This is a genomic window from Streptomyces sp. NPDC001493 (genome assembly GCF_053597235.1).
In genome coordinates, this window is record NZ_JBSFHV010000005.1 from 222,882 (window position 1) to 244,116 (window position 21,235).

Below are 21,235 nucleotides of genomic sequence, written 5' to 3' on the forward strand. Positions count from 1 at the left end.
CGGTGACCGGTGCCTTTTGCGTGTCCGGCTGCGTGTCCGGCTGCGGACGGCCCTGGTCGCAGCGGGGGGAGACCCGATGTTGAACGTGTTCAAATTCCCTGGCAGGATGAGCGGAGACGCAGTCGCCCACCGGGCGTGCCGCGCTTTTCCGGTGTGCCGCGCGCCGCGTTGTCCGGCGTGCCGCCCGCCCGTCACGAGGGGGGCCCTCCATGGGGCAGAAACGTTCGTCCGACGACATGCCGGCGATCTCGCTGCTCGTGATGACCCTGGAGGCGGTGGCCGCCCTCATCCTCTTCGTGGTTCACGGGCAGGGTCAGGAGGCCCCGAGCGCCCAGTCCTACGGCCTGGGGGTGTTCTTCATGCTGCCCTTCCTGGTGCTGGCGGGCTTGTTCGCCGGAGCCGTACTGTCGCAGGCCCTCGTGATCCCCGCCGTGCGGCTGAGTGACGCGCTGGGGCGCAGGTTCGGCGGCCGCGAGGCGTGGTGGTGGGTGCCGGTGGTGCTGGCGACGGTGCTCGCGCCGCTGGGGGCGGCCGCGGCCCTGACCGGATACCTCGGGCCGATCGAGGCGGCGTCGGCGTGGTGCGCGGCGACGGTCCTCCTCGCCGGGGCCGGCCTCGTCACCCGGGTCGCACGCAAGGGACTCTTCGGCCCGATCGCACTGTGGGGCACTCTGGCGGTGCTGAGCGTCGGCGTTCTCGGGCTCATGGCCCTCGACTTCGGCCTGGTCGACACGTACGCCCCGCCGGCCGTCACCCGCGCCTCGATGGTGGGGGAATGGACCGACGGGAAGGGCGGGACCCTGACGCTCTCGGAGGACGGCAGCGCGGAGTCCGTCGCGGTCGAAGACACAGACACAGACCCCGACTCCGACTCCGACCCCGGCTTCGACTCCTGGTTCGACGACGGGACGGCCGAGGGGGCGGAGCAGTGCACCGGCCGGGGCACCTGGGCCTACGACCGCGGCGAAGGGCCGTGGGGGCAGAGGATCGTCGTCACCGTCCCGGAGTGCGGCTGGGACGGCGACGATCCCTGGGAGGTGGGCGGCGACGAGGGCCGGGTCACCGTCTACCAGTACATCGGCGACCCGGACTCCTGGGACCTGTACACGTTGACGAGAGCGCGGAACTGAGGCCGGCCCGCTCGGCGTGCGTCCGCCCACGTCCGCCTGGGCGGCGGGTCCGGTGCCGGAGAGGCGTTTCGACCCTCGGGGCCCGGTGGCTCAGCCCGGTACGTCCATGCGCTGCGTGCCGATCACCGCCAGCAGCCTCAGCGCCTCCTGTGCCGGAGAGCCGGGCTCGGCCGTGTAGAGCACCACGTGCTGGTCCCGGTCGGTGATGTCGAGGACGTCGCAGTCGAGGGTGATGGGACCGATCAGCGGATGGTGGACGGTCTTGCGCAGGGCGGGTTCGGCGTGCACGTCGTGAGTGGCCCACAGCCGGGCGAACTCCGGGCTTCCGGAGAGGAGATCGGCGACGAGGCTGGAGACCTCGGGGTCGCCGGGGTAGCGCGCGGCGGCGGCGCGCAGGCGCTGGGCCGCCGCGCGGGCGAACGCCTCCGCGTCGGCCGGGTCGTGCAACGGCCGGTCCGGGGAGCGCGGAGCGAGGAAGGCCCGGCGCACCAGGTTGCGTTCGCGCCGGGGCAGAGCGGAGTAGTCCCCCAGGAGGGCGACCGCCAGATCGTTCCAGGCGATCACCTCGAACGTCGCGGAGAGCACGATCCCCGCCGTGTCCGGCAGCCGCCGCAGGAGGTCGTGGACGCTCTGCCGCACGTGCCGCGAGGGTCCGTCCGGCGGGCCGGGCGGGGTGCCGGCGAGGTGGTGCAGGTGGTGGCACTCGGCGTCCGACAGACGCAGGGCGCGGGCCAGGCCGTCGATCACCTCGTGCGAGGGGTGCGGGCCGCGGGCCTGCTCCAGCCGGGTGTAGTACTCGGTCGAGATGAACGCCAGCTGCGCCACCTCCTCGCGGCGCAGCCCCGGGGTCCGGCGGCGCGGCCCGGCGGGCAGACCCACGTCGGAAGGGGCGATGCGCTCGCGCCTGCCGCGCAGGAAACCGGCCAGCTCTTCTCTGTCCACGCGTCCCAGTCTGCACGCGTGACGGGGACTCATCCAGGTACCGCTGATGCCTGGATGGGCTCCGGGCCCGGACCCAGACTCGGGGCCATGAACGACGCACCGCACATCGAGCACTCCACCGGGACCACCACAACCACCACCACGGGCACCGCCGCCTCCGCTTCCGGCGGCCTGCTCGCCGGGAAGGTCGCCTTCGTCACCGGCGCCGGTCGCGGCATCGGCGCCGCCGCCGCCCGCCTGTTCGCCCGGGAAGGAGCCCGGGTGCTGCTCGCGGCCCGTACCGAGCGGGAGCTCAAGGCGGTGACCGAGGAGATCCGGGCGGCCGGCGGCACCGCCGCGTACGCCGTGTGCGACCTTGCCGACGGGGTTGGTGTCCGGGCTGCCGTCGACCGTGCGGTCGAGGTGTACGGCCGGCTCGACGTCGCCTTCAACAACGCCGCCACCAGCGTGCCCCCGGCCCCGATGGACCAGGTGTCCGAGGCGGACTTCGACCACGTCTACGCCGTGAACCTCAAGGGCCAGTGGCTGGCGATGTCCGCCCAGGTCGCCGCCATCCGGGCCACCGCCGGCACGGGAGCGATCGTCAACAACTCGTCCGTGGGCAGCTTCCGGGGCAACCCCCCGCTCGCCGCCTACGCCGCGACGAAGCGGGCGGTCAACAGCCTCACCGAATCGGCCGCCGCCACCTACGGCCCGGAGGGCATCCGCGTCAACGCCATCGCCCCCGGCACCACGCTGACCGAGATGATGCGCGCGTGGGACGACGCCTCACCCGGCGTCATCGACCACCTCAACGCCCGCACCCCGCTCCGCCGCGCGGCCGAGCCCGACGAGATCGCCCAGGCCGCCGCCTGGCTCCTGAGCGACCGCGCCTCCTACGTGACCGGAGCGGTCCTGCCGGTCGACGGCGGCATGCAGGCGGTCTGAAGCGCGTTGCGCTTGAGGGCACCGGGCCCGAACACGTCACTCCGGCTCGGTCGACCCGCTGTATCCCGTGTCGGACCCCTCCGACGCCCCCTCCGGCAACTCCGGCCGTGTGTACGTGCCGAGCGGTACGCCCTCCGGGTCGGGGCGTACGGCGCCGAGCAGCGGGTTCGACGCCAGCGGCGACACCTTCACCCGCGCCCCCGGCCTCGGCGCCTGCACCACCAGGCCGTCGCCGATGTACAGCGCCACATGGGTGGCCTCCGGGTAGTACACGACGAGGTCGCCCGGGCGCAGCGAGGAGACCGGGACGCGGGGCAGTCCGGCCCACTGCTCCTGCGAGGTCCGGGGGACGGTCAGCCCGGCGTGCTCCCAGGCCCGCATGGTGAGCCCGGAGCAGTCGAAGCTGTCCGGCCCCTCGGCCCCCCACTCGTACGGCTTGCCGATCTGCTCGATCGCGTACGCCACCGCCTCGGCGCCCTCCCACGACGGCGGGCGCGTCGAGCTGAGGGCGCCGGAGGCGACGAGGTCCTGCTGCGCCGCGTCCACGCGGTCGTCCTCCAGGGCGGAGACCGCGCCGAGTTGGCCGGGCGTGAGCTCGGCCAGGCGCGCCTCCACGCGGTCCAGCGCCGCCCGTACGGAGTCGCGCTGCCCGCGCTGCTCCGCCGCGAGCGCCCGCTGTTCGGCGAGCGCCTCGCGGGCGGCGACCGCGAGGACGCCGGCCCGCTTCTCGGCCTTCGTCAGGCGGTCCACGGTCGCCGCGCGCCCGGCCGCCGCACGGGCGATCACATGACTCTGGTCGAACGCGTCGGACGGCCGGTCCGCCAGCAGCAGCCGCAGGTACGCGGAGAAGTCGGACCGGTCCCGGTACTGCTCCCGGGCCAGCCGCCCGGCCGCCGCACGCCCGGAACGCAGGGTGCGCCGGGCCCGCGTGAGGTCGTCGTTCACCTTCCGGGTGGCGGTCATCTGCCGCGCCAGCTTTTCGTCGGTCGCGTTGTAGGTCTCGGTGGCCTTCTCCATCCGCCGGAAGAGCGTCTGGAGTTCGGTGAGCAGGGCGGGGGCGGCCTGGGGGGCGGCGGCGTCGGGGGTGGGGGACGCGGACGGCTCGCGGCCGGCGAGGGCCTCGGAGGCGTCCACGGTCACGCCGGGGGACGGGGCGGGGGCGGAGGACGAGGCAGGGACGGACGACGGGGTGGGGCTGGACGACGGGGCGGGAGTGGGCGACGCCTCGCGGGCCGGGTCGTCGGACGCCCCGGGGGCCGGGGCGGGGGCCGCCGGGCCGGTCGCATCGCCGTTCGCATCGCCGTTCGGGGCGCGCGAGGAGTCCCGGGTGGAGGGCTCGGGCGCCGCTCGTGGGTCTGGGCCGGCGCCGGCCGGGGCGTGGGCGGCGACGGCGGCCAGGACCGCCGTCGCGCAGACCGCTCGCAGAAGCCTGCCTGACACGTCATCACCTCCGGTGATGGTGCGGGCCCGTCGTCCGTACGCCGGACCGGACCGACCCCTTAAAAGTGTGCGAATCATATTTATCCGCTCACTCGGGGTCCGCCGACGCAAGCACCGCACGGCGTGGCGCCCCGCGTCACCCCGTACGGCGGGGTACGCCCGAGGCGTCGCCCGTCAGGCCACGGGGAACGCGTAGACGGCCCGGCCCCGCAGCACGACGGCGGTCTGACCGGCCGTCAGCGTCCGGTACGGGGCGGTGACGGCGGCGCCCCTGGGTTCGGCCACCCCGATGTCCTGGAACTTCCACAGCCGCCGCCCGTCCCGCGCGTCGAACGCCGTCACCTGCGTGGTGTCCGAGGCGAGGACCGTGTCGCCGGACGCGGTGACGGTGACCAGGGGCGCGGCACCGCCGACCGGCACCTCGGTGGAGCGCAGCCAGAGGAGCTTGCCGGTCTCGCGTTCGACCATGCCGACCTCCTGGCTGCGGTTGGTGGTGACGATCAGATCGCCCGACTCCACCGGGGTGCCGAACTCCGACTTCGGGCCGGTTCCGTCGAGCCGCCACAGCGGTTTGCCGCTGTCCGTGTCCCAGGACTGCAGAGCGTCGCCGGCCGCCCCGAAGAGCCGCCCCTCCTCGTCGCCGCCCGCCGCGCCGGAGGGGCTGACCGCGCCGAACTGCTTCGTCCAGAGCAGCTTCCCGGTCGTCCGGTCGAAACAGCGGAAGGAGCCCTTGCCCTTGGCCGCGCGCACATCGTCGGCGGTGAGGGTGGAGGCGTCCTGACGCACCACGATGTCGTTCAGCCGGGCCGCCGTCAGCCGGTACTCGGGGCCTGCCGCGCCCCGGCCCGCCGGCACCTGGACCCGCCACAGCTCCTCGCGGCTCACCAGGTCGTACGCGAAGAAGTACGCCTGGACGACCTGCTTGTCCTTGCCGGGCTTCTTGCCCTTGGCCGGCTTCGGGGCCTTCACGGTCACCGTCCGCGCGCCCGAGAACCAGACGACGGAGCCCGACTGCCCGGTGAGCTTGCCGACGCGGAGCCCGGGGAGGCCGGCGAAGCCGTCCGCGTACCGCACCCGGTGCTCCACCTCGCCCGTCCCCGGCGACAGCCAGAGGAACGCGGTCGGGCCCGCGACGAAGACGAGGCTGTCCCCGGCGGCCAGCGCCGCCTGGCCCTCGGCGGCGTCCGCGCGCTGCCAGACCCGCTTGCCCGTGCGGAGGTCGACCGCCGACGCCTGGGCCTTGCTCGTCAGCACCAGCAGCCGGTCCTGCCAGAGCGCGGCGGTGAGCGGCTCCGCCTCGGACGCCGGGTGCGCGTACGTCCAGGTGAGGGCGGGAGGCTGCCCGGGCAGCGCGGGGCCCTTGCTCGGCTCGGGCTTCCCGTCGTCCACCGGGGCGGGTGCGTCGTCGGTCCCGAGGGCGCCGACCGCGACCCCGCCGACGAGGAGGCCCAGCGCCCCGGCGGTGACCGTGGCCAGCAGCGACCTGCGGGTGGGGAAGAGCGAGGCCCGGTCCGGCGCGGGGGGCTGCCGCACCGGCGGGGTCGCCGCACCGGTGGGCAGGGAGCCGCCGCCCGGCAGGGAGGTGCCGGAGTACGGAACCGGGTAGGCCGGGGAGGCCGGTGCCTGGGCGGCGAGCGAACCGCCGGACGGCGACTCCAGGGGACGGCGCGCGGGGAGCAGCGAGCCGGGGGCGGGAACGCCCGGCGGGACGGCCGGGGCGGGCGGGGCGGACCGCCTGGTCGCCAGGGCCCGGCCGGGTGCCGGGGCCTGCTCGGGGGCGGGGGCCGGGCCGGTGGTCGAGGAGGAGGGTGCGCGGAGTGCGGCGAGCCGGGTGGTGGGGTGGTCCGGCTCCCCGTCGCGGGGCCGGGTGTTGAGGAACCGGGTGGCCGACCCGCCCTCGGCGGAGGCGGTGGTGTCGGGATTGTTTGCGGCGTCGGGACCGTCCGTGGAGCCGGGGCCGTCCGGGGCCTCCAGCGCGCGCACCCGCGCCTCCTGGTCGGCCACCGCCGCCGAGAGCCGTTCCGGCAGCCAGCCGCTCCGGGCGAGCGCGGCGGCGCCCTCCAGCGCCAGCGACGCCGCGACGGACGCGGCGCTCGGGCGGGCGCCCGGGTCCTTCGCCAGGCACCCGGCGATCAGCTCCCGCAACTCGGCCGGTACACCGCCGAGTCCGGGCTCCCCGTGGGCGATCCGGTCCGCCGTGCTCCCGGCGGGGCCCCCGGCGAACGGGGTGGCCCCGGTCGCCGCGTACGCCAGCAGCAGCCCGAGCACGAAGAGGTCGGAGGCGGCGCCCACCTCCTGGCCGGCGACCTGCTCCGGAGTGAGGTAGCCGAGCCGTACGGAGAGCTGCCCGCCCGGCAGCGCCTCGGCGGCGGCGGCCCCGCCCAGTGGGCCGAAGGCGGTCAGCCGGGGCCCGTCGGCGGCGAGCAGCACGGTGTCCGGGGAGAGCCCCTGCAGGGCGGAGCCGGTGGCGTGCACCCGGGCCAGTACCTCGGCGATGCCCGCGCCCAGTATCCGTACCGCGCGCTCGGGCAGCGGCCCGCCGACGGCGACGGCCTCCGCGAGCGTCAGCGCGGGGAGGTAACGGGTGGCGGTCCAGAGCCGCTCCGGACCGGAGAGCGAAAGGTCGGTGCTGCCGTCGCCGGGAACGCCGGTGACGGCGGCGATGGCAGTGACGGCAGTGATGTCGAGGGGTGGCTGTACCCAGCCGCCGGCCAGGCGTTCGGCGGTACGGACCTCGGCCTGGAAGCGGCGCCGGAAGGCGGGCACCCCGGCGAGGGCAGGCCGGGCGGCGGTGATCAGCACCAGGTCCTCGGCATCCGCGCCGCGCGCCACATAACTCACCGCGCTCGCCGTCTCGCGGTGACGGGCCAGCGCGGTGTACGGGCCGAAGCGGCGTGGATCGTCCTGACGAAGCGCCTCCATGGCGCACCCCCCTCGTGACCGTCCCTCGGCACCTGACCGCCGATCTTAGGGGGTTCGGTACCGGACCGAGCGGGCCGCCCCGGGGCCTCAGCCGCCGCTGTTCGGCTTTGTCCAGGGCCACTTGGGGCGGAAACGCTCCCGGCCGCCGGGGACGTACTCGTACAGCCAGCCACGCTGGAGGCGCAGCCGGGGGGTGTACCCGGCCGGGACGCGGCGGTAGGCGTGGACGGCCGGCGGGCCGCCGTCCTCGGCCGGCACCGGCACCACGTACCACTTGGGCGGGTGGCCGGTGAGGCCGGTGAGGACGGGCAGGACCCGGCCGTCCAGGGGACCGCCCTCGAAGGGGGTGTTCTCGCTTCTCACCCGGACAGTCTTGCTCACCGGGCCCCGGCGGCCACCCGGGGCGGCCACCCGCCGGGCCGCCGGGCGCTCGACCGGAAGGCCGTCCGGTCAAGCCGGACGGTCTCGGGCCGGTTCCCTCAGGCCAGCAGCCCCGACTTCCGCCAGAGCTTGCGGCTCACCCCGTTCATCACGCCGATGTCGTCGAAGAAGTCGGTGAGCCGCTTGGCGCCCGACTGCATGACCTCCTTGCGGTGCCCGCTCGCCTTGACCTGGGCGAGCGCCTCGCGGCGGTCCAGGCCGACGTTCTCGTAGACCTGCGGGTTGATGAAGCAGACGGAGAACACCCGGGCCGCCTCGCCCGAGGTCAGCCGGGTCAGCTCCCGCTCCCAGCGCGGGGCGGTCACCATCTGGCGGCGGAGCTCCTCGCGTGCGTACCGGACGTGCCGGGCCTCCTCGACGACGTGGATGCGGGTCACCCCGCGCACCAGCGTCTGGACCCGCTCGTCCGGGAAGGTCAGCCGCTGCATCCAGTCGAGGATCTCCTCGCCGAGCAGGGTCGCGGCGAACGAACCCGGCGTGGTGGACACGCTCTTCAGGACCCGGGCCACGTTGTGGTAGCCGCGCGGAACCGGGTACGTGGGGGCCCGGCCCCACTCGATCATCTTGCCGAACATCATCGAGTGCCGGCACTCGTCGGCTATCTCGGTGAGCGCGTACCGCACGTGATTGCTGGTCACCGGCTTGTCGTAGATGTGCCGGACCAGCAGCTGCATCAGGATGATCTCGAACCAGATGCCCAGCGAGGCGAGCGAGGCCGCCTCGTGCCGGGCGAGGTCCATCCGCTGCTCCTCGGACATCTTCCGCCAGAGCGGGGTGTCGTAGAGGGAGACCAGCTCGGGGGGCCAGAACCACTTGCCGTCCTCGATCGCCGAGCTCCAGTCGATCTCGGTCTCGGGGTCGAAGGAGTGCTTGGCCGAGGATTCGAGCAGGCGCTCGGCGATCTGCTCGCGGTCCCGGAGCGGGCCGAGCGCGTCGCGGAGGACCTGGACGTCGTGTTCGCTCACTGTCGTCATGACTGGGGTACCTCGCACATGGGTTACCTGGGGTCACCTCTTATTGGACTGCTTGTCAGCAAGGCCGTCAATCCCTCGGGTCCTCCTTGTCGGCCTGGTTCTCCATGGTGTGCGTCACGTCAACTGCCGTACGGCGCGAGTGGTTTGGTCAACCGGTTCGCGGGCGCGGGAAATCGGTGGGCAGGGGGCGGGCGGGTCGGGAGGATGGCCGCATGACGAACTCCTCGCCCCACCGCCCGGCGGACGTCGCCCGGGCCGGAACGGAAGCGGCCCGCCGCAGCCTCGAAGGACTCGCTCTCGGCGACGCGTTCGGCGAACGCTGGTTCCCCCTCTTCCGCGAACGCCGCCGGGCGCTCCGCGAGATCACCGAACGCCGGACCCCCGCCGAGCCCCGCTGGTACTGGACCGACGACACCGCGCTGGCCCTCGCGCTCGACCAGGTCCTCGCCGGACACGGCGAAGTCGTCCAAGACCGGCTGGCCCTCGTCTTCGCCCTCACCTTCGACGCGGACCAGGGGCGCGGATACGGCCACGGCATGCACATGCTGCTGCCCCAACTGCTCGCCGAACCCGCCGACTGGCGCACCCTCGCCCCCGGCCTCTTCGAGGGCGGCAGCCTCGGCAACGGCGCCGCCATGCGGGTCGCCCCGCTCGGCGCGCGCTTCCACGAGGACCTGGACCACGTCTCCCGGCAGGCGCGCCTCCAGGCCGAGGTCACGCACGCCCACCCGGAGGGGATCGCGGGCGCGGTCGCCGTGGCGGTCGCGGCGGCCCTCTCGGTCCGGGGCGAACTCGCCCTCCCCGCCGTCGCGGAGCGGACCCCCGAGGGACTCGTACGGGACGGGCTGCGCCGGGCCGCCGGGCTGCCGTTCACCACCGAACCCTGGCGGGCCGCCGACGTCCTGGGCAACGGGCAGCGCGTCCGGGCGGACGACACCGTGCCCTTCGCGCTGTGGACCGCCGCCCGCCACCCGGACGACCTGGAGGCGGCGCTCTGGGCGACCGCCGAGGGCTTCGGAGACGTGGACACCACCTGTGCCATCGCCGGCGGGGTGGTCGGCGCGGCCACCGGGACCGGCCGGGTGCCCGGTGAATGGCTGCGGAAGCGGGAGCCGTTGACGGGCTTTCCGGAGTCGGCCTGACGGCGGGGCGCCCATGGGCCGGCCCATCGGTCCGCCCGGTGGTCCGCCCGCTCCCGGATATTGAGCAGGGACCTGTCAGGCCGGTGCCGTAGCGTGGGCCGCATGACCACGCCGCCCCCGCCGCCGGGCCCCTACGGCCCTCCGACGCCGCCGTCCCAGCCGTCGCCGCAGTACCCGCCGTACCCCGGAACCCCGCAACAGCCGGGCGCGTTCCCGCAGCAGCCGGGGCCCGGGTATCCGAACGCCCCGCAGCAGCAGCCCCAGCCGGGGTACGGCTACCCGAACCCGCCGCAGCCGCAGCCCGCATGGGGCCAGCCCGGTCCTGGCCAGTCGGGTCCGGGTCAGCCCGGGGCGGGTCAGCCCGGTTGGGGTCAGCCCGCCTGGGGTCAGCCCGGGATACCCGGGCAGCCGACGGCGCCGGGCTGGCCGGTCCAGCCTCCGCGCAAGAAGCCGGTCAAGCTGATCGTCGGCGTCCTCGTCGGCGCGCTGGTGGTGGTCAGCGGGGTCGCCTACGGGGTCCTGCAGCTCATCGACAAGGGCACCGACGCCGTCTACCCGAAGGCCGTGAACAAGCTGGTGGTCCAGAAGACCCTGCTGGACGGGGAGTTCACCCTGAGCAGCGACACGTCCGACACCGACGGTGCGGACATCGAGGACACCCCGGACCTCAGCATCCGCGACGCGCAGGCCGTCGTCGCCCAGTACGGTTCCGAGGACGGCGGAGTCCTCATCGTCTCCGGGATGTACGGCCGCATCGCCGACCCCGAATTCACCCGCGACTCCATCATGAAGGGGGCTGCCGGGGCCGAGGGGAACACCGTGGTGGTGCCCGCCGAGGAGTTCACTCCCGACGGCTACGACATCACGGTCACCTGTCAGGTGCAGCAGACGGGGACCGGGGACGCGACCTCGGCCATCCCGATGTGCGCGTGGGGCGACGACAACACCGGCGCCATGGTCGCGCTGCTGAGGGTCGAGGACGCGCTGGTGGCCGCCGAGGACGTCGATCTGGAGAAGGCGGCGGCGGAGACCGCGAAGATCCGCGAGGAGATGCTGAAGCCGGTCAAGTAGTGCCCCTCCCGGCACCGGCGCCGCGACCGGGGAGGACCGCCGGCCCCACCCGGGGCAGCGCGCCCTCCGCCGCGCGGACCGCCGCGAGCAGCCACGCGTCGGCGCCCCGGTCGGCCACCCACTGGAGGCCGACCGGGCAGCCGTCCCCGGTGAACCCGGCGGGAACGCTCGCCGCCGGATGCCCGCTCAGGTTGAACGCCCAGGTCAGCGCGGTCGAGTAGACCTCGCCCGGCCCCTCGTGCCCGTGCGGCCGGTTGGGTGTGGTGGGCGTCAGCAGCAGTGGCGTACGCGCGAACAGGCCGTCCAGTACGAGGTCGTTCGCGCGCCGGGTCTCCACCGCCACGGTGTCCTCGGGCGCCCCGCCCCGTACGGCCAGCCAGGCCGGCGCCGGGTCGCGCAGCGCGCAGCCGCCGGGCACCAGCCGCACCACCCCCGCCGCCACCAGCCGGTCCACCGCCGCCCGCACCACCTCGGCCACCTCCGGATCGACGTCCGCGAAGCCCAGGTCCATGCTCAGCACGGCGGGCACCGGGAGCCGCACCGCCACCGGCTCGTACCCGTCCAGCACATGGCGCAGATACGGTTCCGCGGCCGCCGCCGACGCGGCCAGCACCCCGGCCGACGCGAGCCCCGTACGGTCCGGCGAGGGCAGCAGCCCGTTCGTCGTCTTCAGCCCGAACACCCCGCACCACGCGGCCGGCAGACGCACCGACCCGGCGCCGTCGCTGCCCGTGGCGAGCGGGACCATCCCCGCCGCGACCGCCACCGCCGACCCGGCCGAGGAGCCGCCCGGGGTCCGGTCCGCCCGCCAGGGGTTGCGGGTCCTCCCGTACGCGCCCTGCCCCCAGGTCTGCCAGTACGTGCCCGGCCCCGGCACCGCCGTCGAGCCCACCGGAACCCCGCCCGCCGCGATCAGCCGCCGGGCCGCGTACGAGTGGAGCCCGGCCGGTCCCTTCACCGCGAACGGCAGCCCGCCCAGCGGCAGCAGGGCCGCACCGGGCTCCCGGGCGAGTGCCTCGCGACGCCACACCTCGATGAACGCGCCGAGCGACGGATCGAGTGCGTCGATCCGCTCCAGCGCCCGCCCCACCGCGCCCGTTCCGTCCAGCGCCCGCCCCACCGCGCCCGTCCCGTCCACCGCGCCCGTCCCCTCCACCGCGTCCGCCCCGTCCACCGCACCAGTGTCACCCGCACGGAACGCGGTGTCCCCGGAACGCCTGCCACCGGATCGGCCGGGCCGCCGCCCCCCCCGGAATCGGGGGGCGGCTGCCCGAATCACCCCTGCTCCAGCGCCGCCTCCATCACCGCCCGCGCGATCGGTGCCGCGCTGCCGCCGCCGCTGATGTCCGCGCGGTCCGCCGCCGCGTCCTCCACCACCACCGCGACCGCCACCTCCGGCCGGCCGGCACCCTCCGACTGCGCCCAGCAGATGAACCAGGCGTAGGGCGCCCCGGTGTTGTCCACCCCGTGCTGTGCGGTGCCCGTCTTGCCGCCGACCGTGACGCCGTCGATCGCCGCGTTGGTCCCGGTGCCGTTCTCCACCACGTCGACCATCATCCGCCGCAGCTGCACGGCGGTGGAGGGGCTCATTGCCCGCCGGTAGGAGCGGGTGGAGGTCTGCGACACCGTGTCGCCGTCGTGCTTGGTCGTGCGGTCCACCAGGTACGGCCGGGCGATCTCGCCGTCGTTCGCCACGGCGGCGGCGACCATCGCCATCTGGAGCGGGGTGGCCGTCGTGTCGAACTGTCCGATCGAGGACTGTGCCAGCTGGTCGTCGCTCATCTCCGTGTCGAAGTTGCTCTTCGCCACCCCCGACGGAATCCGCAGCCCGTCGTCGTTGAAGCCGAAGTCGCCCGCCGCCTCCACCATCCCGTCCAGGCCCACCTCCACCCCGAGATGTGCCATCACGGTGTTGCAGGAGACCCGGATCGCCTCCGCCAGCGACGCCTTCTCGCAGCCGCTCGACTCGTTGGGCAGCACGGTGGACGTGCCCGGCAGGACGTACGGGGACGGGGTGTCGGTCTCCTCGTCCGGGTCGTCCACCACCCCGGCGTCCAGCGCCGCCGCCGCCGTCACGATCTTGAAGGCCGAACCGGGCGGATAGGTCTGCCGGATGGCCCGGTTGAGCATCGGCCGGCTCTCCGAGGCGTTGAGCCGCGTCCAGGCGTCGGTCACCGCCGATCCGGTGCCGGAGAGCCGCTCGGGGTCGTACGACGGGGAGGAGACCAGGGCCAGGATCTTCCCGGTCGACGGCTCCAGCGCGGCCACCGCGCCCTTGCGCCCGGCCAGCCCCTCGAACGCGGCCCGCTGTACCGCGTCCCGGACGGTGGTGACCACGTCGCCGCCCGGCTGCCGGCCCCGGGTGAGGTCGTTCCAGAGCGGCAGCGGGGCGAGCAGCGAGGAGGTCCCGGAGAGGATGTCGTCCTCGGCGTTCTCGATGAGGGTGGTGCCGTACGTCTGCGAGGCGTAGCCGGTGACGGGTGCGTACAGCGGGCCGTGGCGGTAGGTGCGTTCCCAGGCGAGCTGCTCGCCGGTGTCCTTGGAACCGGTCACGGTGGCCGTCGCGTCGCCGCTGCCCGTGTGCACCAGGATGTTGCCCCGGGGCTGGTCGTAACGGGCGATCGTGTTGCGGCGGTTGGCGGGGTTGGCGGTCAGCTCGTCGGCCTCGAAGACCTGGACGCGGGCCGCGTTCGCCAGCAGCGCCAGCAACAGCAGCAGACAGAAGGCCGCGGCCCGCCGGATGTACCGGATCACTGCTCGTCCTCCACGATCGGGGCAATGACGCCGGTCTCCGGCTGACCCGGGCGCGGGGTACGGGCCTGGTCGCTGACCCGGATCAGCAGCGCCACGATGATCCAGTTGGTGACGACCGAGGAACCGCCCTGCGCCAGGAACGGCATCGCCATGCCCGTCAGCGGGATCAGCCCCATCACCCCGCCCGCGATCACGAACACCTGGAGCGCCAGGATCGAGGCGAGCCCGACGGCGAGCAGCTGCCCGAACGGGTCGCGCAGCGCGAGCCCCGCCCGGTAGCCGCGCGCCACCATCAGCGCGTACAGCAGGAAGACGGCGGTCAGCCCGGCCAGGCCCAGCTCCTCGCCCGCCGTCGCCAGGATGAAGTCGGACTTCGCGGCGAAGCCGATCAGGACGGAGTGCCCGAGCCCGAGACCCGTACCGAGCATCCCGCCCTCGGCGAACGCGAAGAGCGACTGCGCCAGCTGGCTCGGCCCCCGACCCGCGTCGATGGTGGCGAAGGGGTCCAGCCAGTCCTGCACCCGGCTGTGCACATGCGGTTCGAACGAGCCGACGACGAAGGCCCCGACCGCCGCGAGCAGCAGTCCGACCGCGATCCAGCCGATGCGCCCGGTCGCCACGTACAGCAGGATCACGAACAGTCCGAAGAAGAGCAGCGAGGTCCCCAGATCGCGTTCGAGGATGAGGACCCCGACGCTCAGCAGCCAGATCGCCACGATCGGACCGAGCACCCGGCCGGTGGGCAGCTGGAGCTTCCAGACCGTGCGGCCCGAGTACGCCAGGGCGTTGCGGTTGGCCGCGAGGTACGCGGCGAAGAACACCGCCAGCAGGATCTTCGCGAACTCGCCCGGCTGGAAGGAGAACCCGCCGACCCGGATCCAGATGCGGGCGCCGTTCACCGCCGGGAAGAAGATCGGCACGATCATCAGCACCAGCGCGGTCGCGACCGAGAGATAGGCGTACCGCTGGAGCACCCGGTGGTCGCGGAGCAGCACCACCACCACGATGAAGAGCGCCACCCCGAGCGTCGACCAGATCAGCTGGGTGGGCGCCGCCGTGTCCGAGGGCGTCTCCAGGTCGAGCCGGTAGATCAGCACCAGGCCCAGCCCGTTGAGGAGCACGGCGATCGGCAGCAGCAGCGGATCGGCGTACGGGGCGCGGAAGCGGACCGCCAGATGCGCGAGGAGCGCCAGCAGCCCGAGGCCCCCGCCGTAACCCGCGACGTCGGGCGGTACGGCGTCGTCGTGGGCGAGGCCGACCGCCGCGTAGCCGTAGACGGAGATGAGGACCGCCCCGACGAGGAGGGAGAGCTCCACGCCGCGCCGTTTGGGCAGCCGGAGCGGGGGCGGGGGAGAGTCCACCGTCGGTGCGGTCATGCCAGGAACGTAGCAAGCGTGGGGGGTTATTTCCCTTATGTCATAGTTCGGCGCTCGCGGTAATGTCCCGGACCGCCGGTGGTGCCGACCGTGGACGCGCCGCCGCCCGGGCCCTCGCGAGGCGAGCGGCCCGGGCGGCGGACGTGCGGTGAAGGGGTGTGCGGTGAGGGGGTGCGGCGAAGGGGCGGGCTTGAAGGTGCGTGGGCTTGAAGGTGCGTCAGCACCAGTCGGGGGCCGCGCCGATGTTCTCGATGTAGCGCGCGGAACCCCAGGCCCAGGTGCCGTTGGTCAGCAGGTACCAGCGGTCGTTGCCGTCCACGCTGTCGCCCCGGGTCTTGCAGAAGATGTCGACGATCGTGCCGTACGGCACCTCGCCCACGACCCGGCTGCTGCGGGTCGGGCGGTCGCGGAGCAGCAGGCTCGGCCGGGCGATGACCCGCCCCCGGTACGTCACCTTCGGCGCCGCGGGCGTCACCTGCGGCTCGGTCGACGGCCTCCCGTGGTCACCCGGCTTCACCTGGGGGGAACCCGGCTTCACCTGGGGGTCGGAGGGCTTCGCCTGGGGGGTGCCCGGCTTCGCCTGGGGGTCGACGGCCGGCCTCCCGTGGTCGGCGGGGTGTCCGTGCCCGTGGCCGGGGGCCGGGTCGGCGGCGGCGATGACGTGGTGGTGCGGGTGGTCCACCGGCTGGGGGAGGGGGCCGGCGGCGAACGTCGGGGCGGCGGCCGTCAGCGCGGCGAGCACGCCGGCGGCGACACCGAGACCGACGCGGCGGAGGGACGAAGAGGACATGCTGCCTCCAGAGAACGTGGGGGGCGAGGTGCGGGGCCGCGACCCGGGGGCCGCTCCCCGCACGCTAGGTTCGTCACGTCACGCACGCATAGAGTCGCTCTGGGTGATGTACGCGGACGGGGGACGGCCGATGGGCCGTCCGGGTGTATCCGCCGCCCGCCCGCTCCCGTCCGTGCGCCCCGGCCGGCAGTCCGTACGCCGGTGTGCGGCAAGGCCGCCGCGCGGACCCCGCCGGAGTGCCGCGCCGGCAGCGCGGCGCCCCGGTGGCGTGCCCGCCTCAGCTGTTGTAGGGGTTCTGGCCCGGGGCCTGGCCCTGCTGCGGGGCGTGGCCCGGCTGGGCGGGGTGGCCGGCCTGGCCCGCCTGGCCGAAGGGGTTGGCACCGTCCGGGCCCGCCGTGTACTGGGCCAGCAGGGCGTCCGCCTGCTCCTTGGCTATCTTCTGCTCCCCGCCGCAGAAGGTGCACTGCGTCGCGTACCTGACGGAGATCGGGAAGAGCGGGACGAAGAACAGGGTGAACTTGGTGACCCGCTTGCGGAGGGTGTGCGCGGCCGGGTTGCCGCACCAGCCGCACACCATCGTCAGGACGGCCAGCTGGTACAGGTAGCCCCGAGTGCCAAAAATGATCATGTCGTGTCTCTCCTTGTTGCCTTCGGTACGGTTGTGCCGCGGGTCCGTCGGCCCGCCTCCCCGCGATGCGGCGCACCGGTCGGTCCGGCACCCCGGTGGTCCTGCCGCCCCGGCCGCGCGCCCGGCTCAGCCCACGCCGTTCCCGTGGCGCAGCGCCTGCCGGCACAGCGTCAGCAGGCGTTCGTCCTCCTGGACGTCCGTACCGGAGTACCCGCCGTCCCGGGCGTTGTGACGGCGTACGGAGGACAGCTCGGCGCGCAGGGCGTGCGCCGCCCCGGACCCTGCCGCAGCCGCCCCCGTCCGCGCCAGCGTGTCCGCCACCCGGACGCGGACGTACGCGTTCTGCGTCCACGCGGCCAGCAGCACCGGCCACGTTTCGGCGGACCGCCCCGAAACCTTGCACAGTGCGAGCGCCGCGTCCACCCGTACCCAGAGATCGTCGTGTTCCAGCAGCGCCCGCAGCCGGGGTTCGGCCACCGCCGCCCTGCCGCCGAGGCGGCCCAGCGCCTCGGCCGCCGCCCGCAGATCGCGGCCCTCCGCCGCCGCCAGCCCGTCGAGCAGCACCGGGAGCACCGCGTCGACGTCGCCGGAGACCGAGTAGAGGGTGTTCGCCGCGTCGACCGCCCCGCGCGGGTCCGGCCCGCGCATCAGCGTCTCCAGCTCCCCGACCGCGCCCCGCGCCCCCGGCCCGAACGCGCCGAGCGCCCGCAGCGCCGACTGCCGCACGTGCCAGGCCGAAGGCCCCCGCGCGCCCCGCAGGACGCGCAGCACCTCGGGCGTCGCCTCGTCCGCGCGCAGCGAGGCGAGGGCGTCCATCAGCCCGATCGAGCCGTCGTACCCGGACGGCGCGGGCCCGGCCTCCGCCAGTCTCCGGCGCAGCGCCCCGGCCAGCGGGGACGCGGCCGGCCCGAGCGCCGCCACGGCGTGCCCGAGGTTGTGCGGCACGCCCGGCCGCTCCAGGACGGCGGCCAGCACCGGCACCGCCCGGGGGTCGCCGATGCCGGCCAGCGCCCGTACCGCCGGGTCGAGGCTGGGCTGCCCGTGGTCCCACTGCCTGACCCAGCTCTCGGGGGCGACCGCCACCCGTGCCGCCAGCGCGTCCGCGGCCGGGGCCGCGAGTATGTGCACGTCGGCCAGCAGATGCGCCGCGGCCTCGCGGAGCCGGGGATCGGGCTCGGCGAGCTGTTCCCCGACCAGCCGCACCACCTCGTCGTACGGGCCCCGCCACGCGCGGATCAGCCCGCCGCTCATCCGGACCGCGTCCAGCCGCTGCCCCTCGTCCGGGCTGCACAGCTGGTCGGCCAGGAGCGCCACCCGGTCCTCCACCCGGTCGCCGAGTGCCCCGTGGAGGGTGCGCAGCAGATCGGCGGCCCAGGGGGCGCTCCGCCCGGCCGCCTCCGCCGCCTGGAGGGCGCGCAACTGGCCGATCAGGGTCGGCGACTGGGCGCCCTCCCGGGAGGCCGCCTCGGCGGCGGCCCGGGAGGCCGGGCCGGACGGCGGGTGCGCCGCGCGCAGGTCCCGCAGCAGGGCGGCGACCCTGGGCACGATGTCGACGGGGAGCGCGCCGGGCGCGCACCGCGCCAACTGCGCGAGGGCCGCCAGCCGGAGGCCCGGCGCGTACTCCTGCATGGCGAGCCGGCTCAGCCAGTGCGCCGCCGCGTCGGCCACCGTGTCGTGGCGCAGCGCGAGGCGCCCGCCCGCCTCCACCAGTGCGAGCCGCACCTCCTCGTCCTGCTCCACCGGCAGCCGCTTCCGCAGCAGCCCGAGACATCGCTCCGGTTCGGGGTGGAGCGTCGCGAGCGCCAGGGGAGCCGCGAGCCGCACGCCGCGATCGCGGTCGTCCAGCAGCTGGACGAAGGCCTCCGCACCGGCGCAGACGGCCGCCGCGGCCATGGCGTAGTTGGCGGCGCCCTCGATCTCGTCCTCGTCGAGTTCGTCCTCGTCGTCCTCGTCCAGTTCGATGCCGCCGATGCTGGTCAGCAGCTCCACGACGCTGCCGCGCTCGGCCACCGAGGTGTCGGCGACCAGCTCGAAGAGGAACGGGATGCACGCGAGCGTGCAGGCGTACACGTCGCCCTGGTGGTGGACGGCGCCGTACATCCCGTCCAGCGCGCGTTCGCGTTGCGCCGGGTCCGCGGAGGCCAGCCCCGCCAGCAGCGCCGGAACATCGTCGGCCGGTCCGTAGGCATGGTGCATCGAGGCCCAGTCCACCTCGTCGATCCCCGAGAACACTCCGGCCATCCCCTCCCCGATCACGACGCTCAACCGCTGCGACGGCACATGACCGGAGTTGGTTCCCGGGACGACCCATGCCCGCCTCGCACCGAGTCTGCCCCAGGTCGGCGGTGGTCCGCCCGGGGGACGGGCCTTTCCCGCCGCCGGGGAGCGGGGCTGTGGGAGACCTGTGGTGCGGGAGGCCCTGGAGGCGGCGCGTGGGGGCGGCCGGGCGGCCCCGCGCACCCCGGGCAGGCGCGGTCACGCGCCGGGGCGGCGCCCCCGGCGGCCCGCGGGCAGCGGACGGGCCCGGTTCGGGTTGATGAGCGGCCCGAGCAGGTCCCCGTACGTCTCCAGGCGTGCGGCCATGTCGCCCGCGAGGAACACCAGCTCCTCCGGGGCGCCGCACGCCTCGATCTCCTCCCAGGTGACGGGCGCGGAGACGGTCGGTTCGGGGCGGGCACGGAGGGTGTAGGGGGTGGCGGTGGTCTTCGCGGCCGCGTTCTGGCTGAAATCGACGAACACCTTCCCCGGGCGCAGATCCCGCTTCATCCGGTGGACGACCAGATCCGGCAGCTCCGCCTCCGCCTCGACCGCGAGCCTCTTCGCGTACGCCGTCACCTCGTCGGACGGGGTGGGCTCCAGCGGGACCAGCAGATGGAGGCCCTTGGCGCCGGAGGTCTTCCCGTACGCGAGCAGCCCGTCGGCCGCCAGCCGCTCGCGCAGCCACCCGGCGACCGCACAGCACTCGACCACGCTCGCCGGGGCGCCCGGGTCCAGGTCGAAGACCATTCGGTCGGCGACGGCCGGTGCGTCCGCCTGCCACTGCGGGGTGTGGAACTCGACCATCAGATTGGCCGCCCACATCAGCGAGGCCAGGTCCTGGACCACGACCTGGGCCGCCTCCCGCTCCCCCCGGTGCGGAACGCGCGCCGTACGCACCCAGGCGGGCGTACCGGGCGGCGGGTTCTTGGAGAAGAAGTGCTGGCCCTCCGCGCCGTCCGGATACCGCAGGAAGGAGACGGGCCGGTTGTACAGATGGGCGAGCAGCGCTCCCGCGACCGTGGCGGCGTAGTAGTGCAGCACCTCGCCCTTGGTGGTGCCGGTGGCCGGGTACACCACCTTGTCCAGGTTGCTGAGCGCCAGGCGCCGCCCCTCCACCTCCGTGATCGGCGTCATACGATAAGAATCACACGAATCGCCCTAAGTGTGCTCAATGCGGAGGAATGGCCGAGACCGCCGGGCGTGGCCGTTCGAAGTCGCCGGGCGTGGTCGTCGGAAGGGGTCGAGAGTGAGCTCCATGAGGTCCATCTGGAACGGCGCGATCTCGTTCGGGCTGGTCAGCATTCCGGTCAAACTGATGAACGCCACCGAGAACCACTCCGTCTCCTTCCGTCAGGTCCATCTCACCGACGGCGGCCGCATCCGCTACCGCAAGGTCTGCGAGGTCGACGAGGAGGAGGTGACCTCCGCCGAGACCGGCAAGGCGTACGAGGACGCGGACGGCACCCTCATCCCGATCACCGACGAGGACCTCGCCTCGCTCCCGCTCCCCACGAACAAGACGATCGAGATCCTCGGCTTCGTCCCGGCCACCCTGATCGACCCGCTCCAGATGGACACCGCCTACTACCTCTCCGCGAACGGCGTCCCGGCGGCGAAGCCCTACATCCTGCTGCGGGAGGCGCTGAAGCGCAGCGAGAAGGTGGCCGTGGCCAAGTTCGCCCTGCGGGGGCGGGAACGGCTCGGGATGCTGCGGGTGGCCGAGGACGTGATCGTGATGCACGGACTCCTGTGGCCGGACGAGCTGCGATCGCCCGAGGACGTCGTACCCGACACCGCGACCAAGGTGCGCGACGCCGAACTCGACCTGGCCGACGCTCTGATGGACACCCTCGGCGGGGTGGACCTGGACACGCTCCACGACGACTACCGCGAGGCGGTGGAGGAGCTGGTCGCCGCCAAGGCCGCGGGCGAGCCGCTGGAACCCGCCCGGGAGGAGGACACCGGCGGCAAGGTCATCGACCTGGTCGCCGCCCTGGAGAAGAGCGTCCGCGCCGCCAAGGAGTCGAGGCGGGACGGGGAGGGCGAGGGCGACGGGGAGGACGGCGAGGTGGCCGACGTCCACCACATCGGGCGGACCACCCGTCGCACGCCGACCGGCAAGAACGTCTCCCGCTCGGCCGGACCGGACTCCGGCAGGTCGCAGCCCAAGGAGACCGGGGCGAAGAAGTCCACCGCCAAGGGGACGGCACGGAAACCGGCGGCGAAGAAGGCTCCCGCGAAGAAGGCGTCCGGAGGCAGGGCGGGGACGAAGACGGCCGCGACGAAGAAGACGGCCACATCGGCGACGAAGAAGACGGCGACGAAGAAGACGGCGGCGGACAAGAGCGCTTCGGGCAGGCGGACTTCACGTTCCTCCGCCTGAGCGCCCGGAGCGCCCTTGGCCGTACTCACTTGGCCGTACTCCCGTGGACGTGTGCC

General features: G+C 74.3%; 17 protein-coding genes. 5 read left to right on the forward strand and 12 right to left on the reverse strand.

Annotated features, from left to right (window positions below):
• Positions 1 to 209: 209 nt before the first annotated feature.
• Complete coding sequence (locus ACWCWD_RS10510; RefSeq protein ID WP_450771761.1) at positions 210 to 1,130, forward strand: hypothetical protein; 921 nt, start codon at positions 210 to 212, stop codon at positions 1,128 to 1,130.
• 90 nt (positions 1,131 to 1,220) lie between these two features.
• Here ACWCWD_RS10510 and ACWCWD_RS10515 read toward each other — a convergent pair whose 3' ends face one another.
• Positions 1,221 to 2,072, reverse strand: coding sequence for a helix-turn-helix transcriptional regulator (locus tag ACWCWD_RS10515; RefSeq protein WP_450771763.1), 852 nt, complete (start codon positions 2,070 to 2,072; stop codon positions 1,221 to 1,223).
• 87 nt (positions 2,073 to 2,159) lie between these two features.
• Here ACWCWD_RS10515 and ACWCWD_RS10520 point away from each other — a divergent pair, with 87 nt between their 5' ends.
• Positions 2,160 to 2,999: an SDR family NAD(P)-dependent oxidoreductase gene (locus tag ACWCWD_RS10520; protein WP_450771765.1), complete on the forward strand. Its 840-nt coding sequence runs from the start codon at positions 2,160 to 2,162 to the stop codon at positions 2,997 to 2,999.
• A gap of 36 nt (positions 3,000 to 3,035) precedes the next feature.
• Here ACWCWD_RS10520 and ACWCWD_RS10525 read toward each other — a convergent pair whose 3' ends face one another.
• The 4 genes from ACWCWD_RS10525 to ACWCWD_RS10540 all read right to left on the reverse strand — a co-directional run bounded on the left by ACWCWD_RS10525 (position 3,036) and on the right by ACWCWD_RS10540 (position 8,776).
• Positions 3,036 to 4,439, reverse strand: coding sequence for an NlpC/P60 family protein (locus tag ACWCWD_RS10525; RefSeq protein ID WP_450771767.1), 1,404 nt, complete (start codon positions 4,437 to 4,439; stop codon positions 3,036 to 3,038).
• 174 nt (positions 4,440 to 4,613) lie between these two features.
• Positions 4,614 to 7,361, reverse strand: a complete 2,748-nt coding sequence (locus ACWCWD_RS10530; protein WP_450771769.1) for an outer membrane protein assembly factor BamB family protein — start codon at positions 7,359 to 7,361, stop codon at positions 4,614 to 4,616.
• An 87-nt stretch (positions 7,362 to 7,448) separates the two neighbouring features.
• Positions 7,449 to 7,724 (reverse strand): hypothetical protein, encoded by a 276-nt coding sequence (locus tag ACWCWD_RS10535; protein WP_450771771.1) that lies wholly within the window; start codon positions 7,722 to 7,724, stop codon positions 7,449 to 7,451.
• Between the two features lie 116 nt (positions 7,725 to 7,840).
• Positions 7,841 to 8,776 carry an AurF N-oxygenase family protein gene (locus ACWCWD_RS10540; RefSeq protein ID WP_450771773.1) on the reverse strand — a complete coding sequence of 312 codons (936 nt, stop codon included), beginning with the start codon at positions 8,774 to 8,776 and terminating at the stop codon, positions 7,841 to 7,843.
• A gap of 212 nt (positions 8,777 to 8,988) precedes the next feature.
• Between ACWCWD_RS10540 and ACWCWD_RS10545 the strand changes: the two genes are divergently transcribed.
• Both ACWCWD_RS10545 and ACWCWD_RS10550 read left to right on the forward strand, forming a co-directional pair.
• Positions 8,989 to 9,918, forward strand: coding sequence for an ADP-ribosylglycohydrolase family protein (locus tag ACWCWD_RS10545; protein WP_450771775.1), 930 nt, complete (start codon positions 8,989 to 8,991; stop codon positions 9,916 to 9,918).
• 102 nt (positions 9,919 to 10,020) lie between these two features.
• The gene (locus tag ACWCWD_RS10550; protein WP_450771777.1) at positions 10,021 to 10,989 is read left to right on the forward strand and encodes a hypothetical protein; all 969 of its coding nucleotides are present in this window, start codon (positions 10,021 to 10,023) and stop codon (positions 10,987 to 10,989) included.
• Here ACWCWD_RS10550 and ACWCWD_RS10555 read toward each other — a convergent pair.
• The 7 genes from ACWCWD_RS10555 to ligD form a co-directional block, all read right to left on the reverse strand.
• On the reverse strand, positions 10,982 to 12,079 hold the full coding sequence (locus ACWCWD_RS10555; RefSeq protein ID WP_450771934.1) for an amidase family protein: 1,098 nt from the start codon (positions 12,077 to 12,079) through the stop codon (positions 10,982 to 10,984). The two genes, ACWCWD_RS10550 and ACWCWD_RS10555, sit on opposite strands and share 8 nt — an antisense overlap.
• Positions 12,080 to 12,264: 185 nt before the next feature.
• On the reverse strand, positions 12,265 to 13,743 hold the full coding sequence (locus ACWCWD_RS10560; RefSeq protein WP_450771779.1) for a penicillin-binding transpeptidase domain-containing protein: 1,479 nt from the start codon (positions 13,741 to 13,743) through the stop codon (positions 12,265 to 12,267).
• Entirely contained in the window at positions 13,740 to 15,119 is a 1,380-nt protein-coding gene (locus ACWCWD_RS10565) for an FtsW/RodA/SpoVE family cell cycle protein (protein ID WP_450771780.1), read from the reverse strand. The genes ACWCWD_RS10560 and ACWCWD_RS10565 overlap by 4 nt, the downstream gene beginning before the upstream one ends.
• Before the next feature lie 217 nt (positions 15,120 to 15,336).
• Positions 15,337 to 15,909: an SH3 domain-containing protein gene (locus ACWCWD_RS10570; RefSeq protein ID WP_450771782.1), complete on the reverse strand. Its 573-nt coding sequence runs from the start codon at positions 15,907 to 15,909 to the stop codon at positions 15,337 to 15,339.
• A 277-nt stretch (positions 15,910 to 16,186) separates the two neighbouring features.
• On the reverse strand, positions 16,187 to 16,537 hold the full coding sequence (locus ACWCWD_RS10575) for a zinc-ribbon domain-containing protein (RefSeq protein ID WP_450771784.1): 351 nt from the start codon (positions 16,535 to 16,537) through the stop codon (positions 16,187 to 16,189).
• Between the two features lie 126 nt (positions 16,538 to 16,663).
• Complete coding sequence (locus ACWCWD_RS10580) at positions 16,664 to 18,769, reverse strand: PBS lyase (protein ID WP_450771935.1); 2,106 nt, start codon at positions 18,767 to 18,769, stop codon at positions 16,664 to 16,666.
• A gap of 243 nt (positions 18,770 to 19,012) precedes the next feature.
• Positions 19,013 to 19,930, reverse strand: a complete 918-nt coding sequence (gene ligD / locus ACWCWD_RS10585; RefSeq protein ID WP_450771785.1) for a non-homologous end-joining DNA ligase — start codon at positions 19,928 to 19,930, stop codon at positions 19,013 to 19,015.
• Between the two features lie 121 nt (positions 19,931 to 20,051).
• Between ligD and ku the strand changes: the two genes are divergently transcribed.
• Positions 20,052 to 21,179 (forward strand): non-homologous end joining protein Ku, encoded by a 1,128-nt coding sequence (gene ku / locus ACWCWD_RS10590; protein ID WP_450771787.1) that lies wholly within the window; start codon positions 20,052 to 20,054, stop codon positions 21,177 to 21,179.
• Positions 21,180 to 21,235 lie beyond the last annotated feature (56 nt).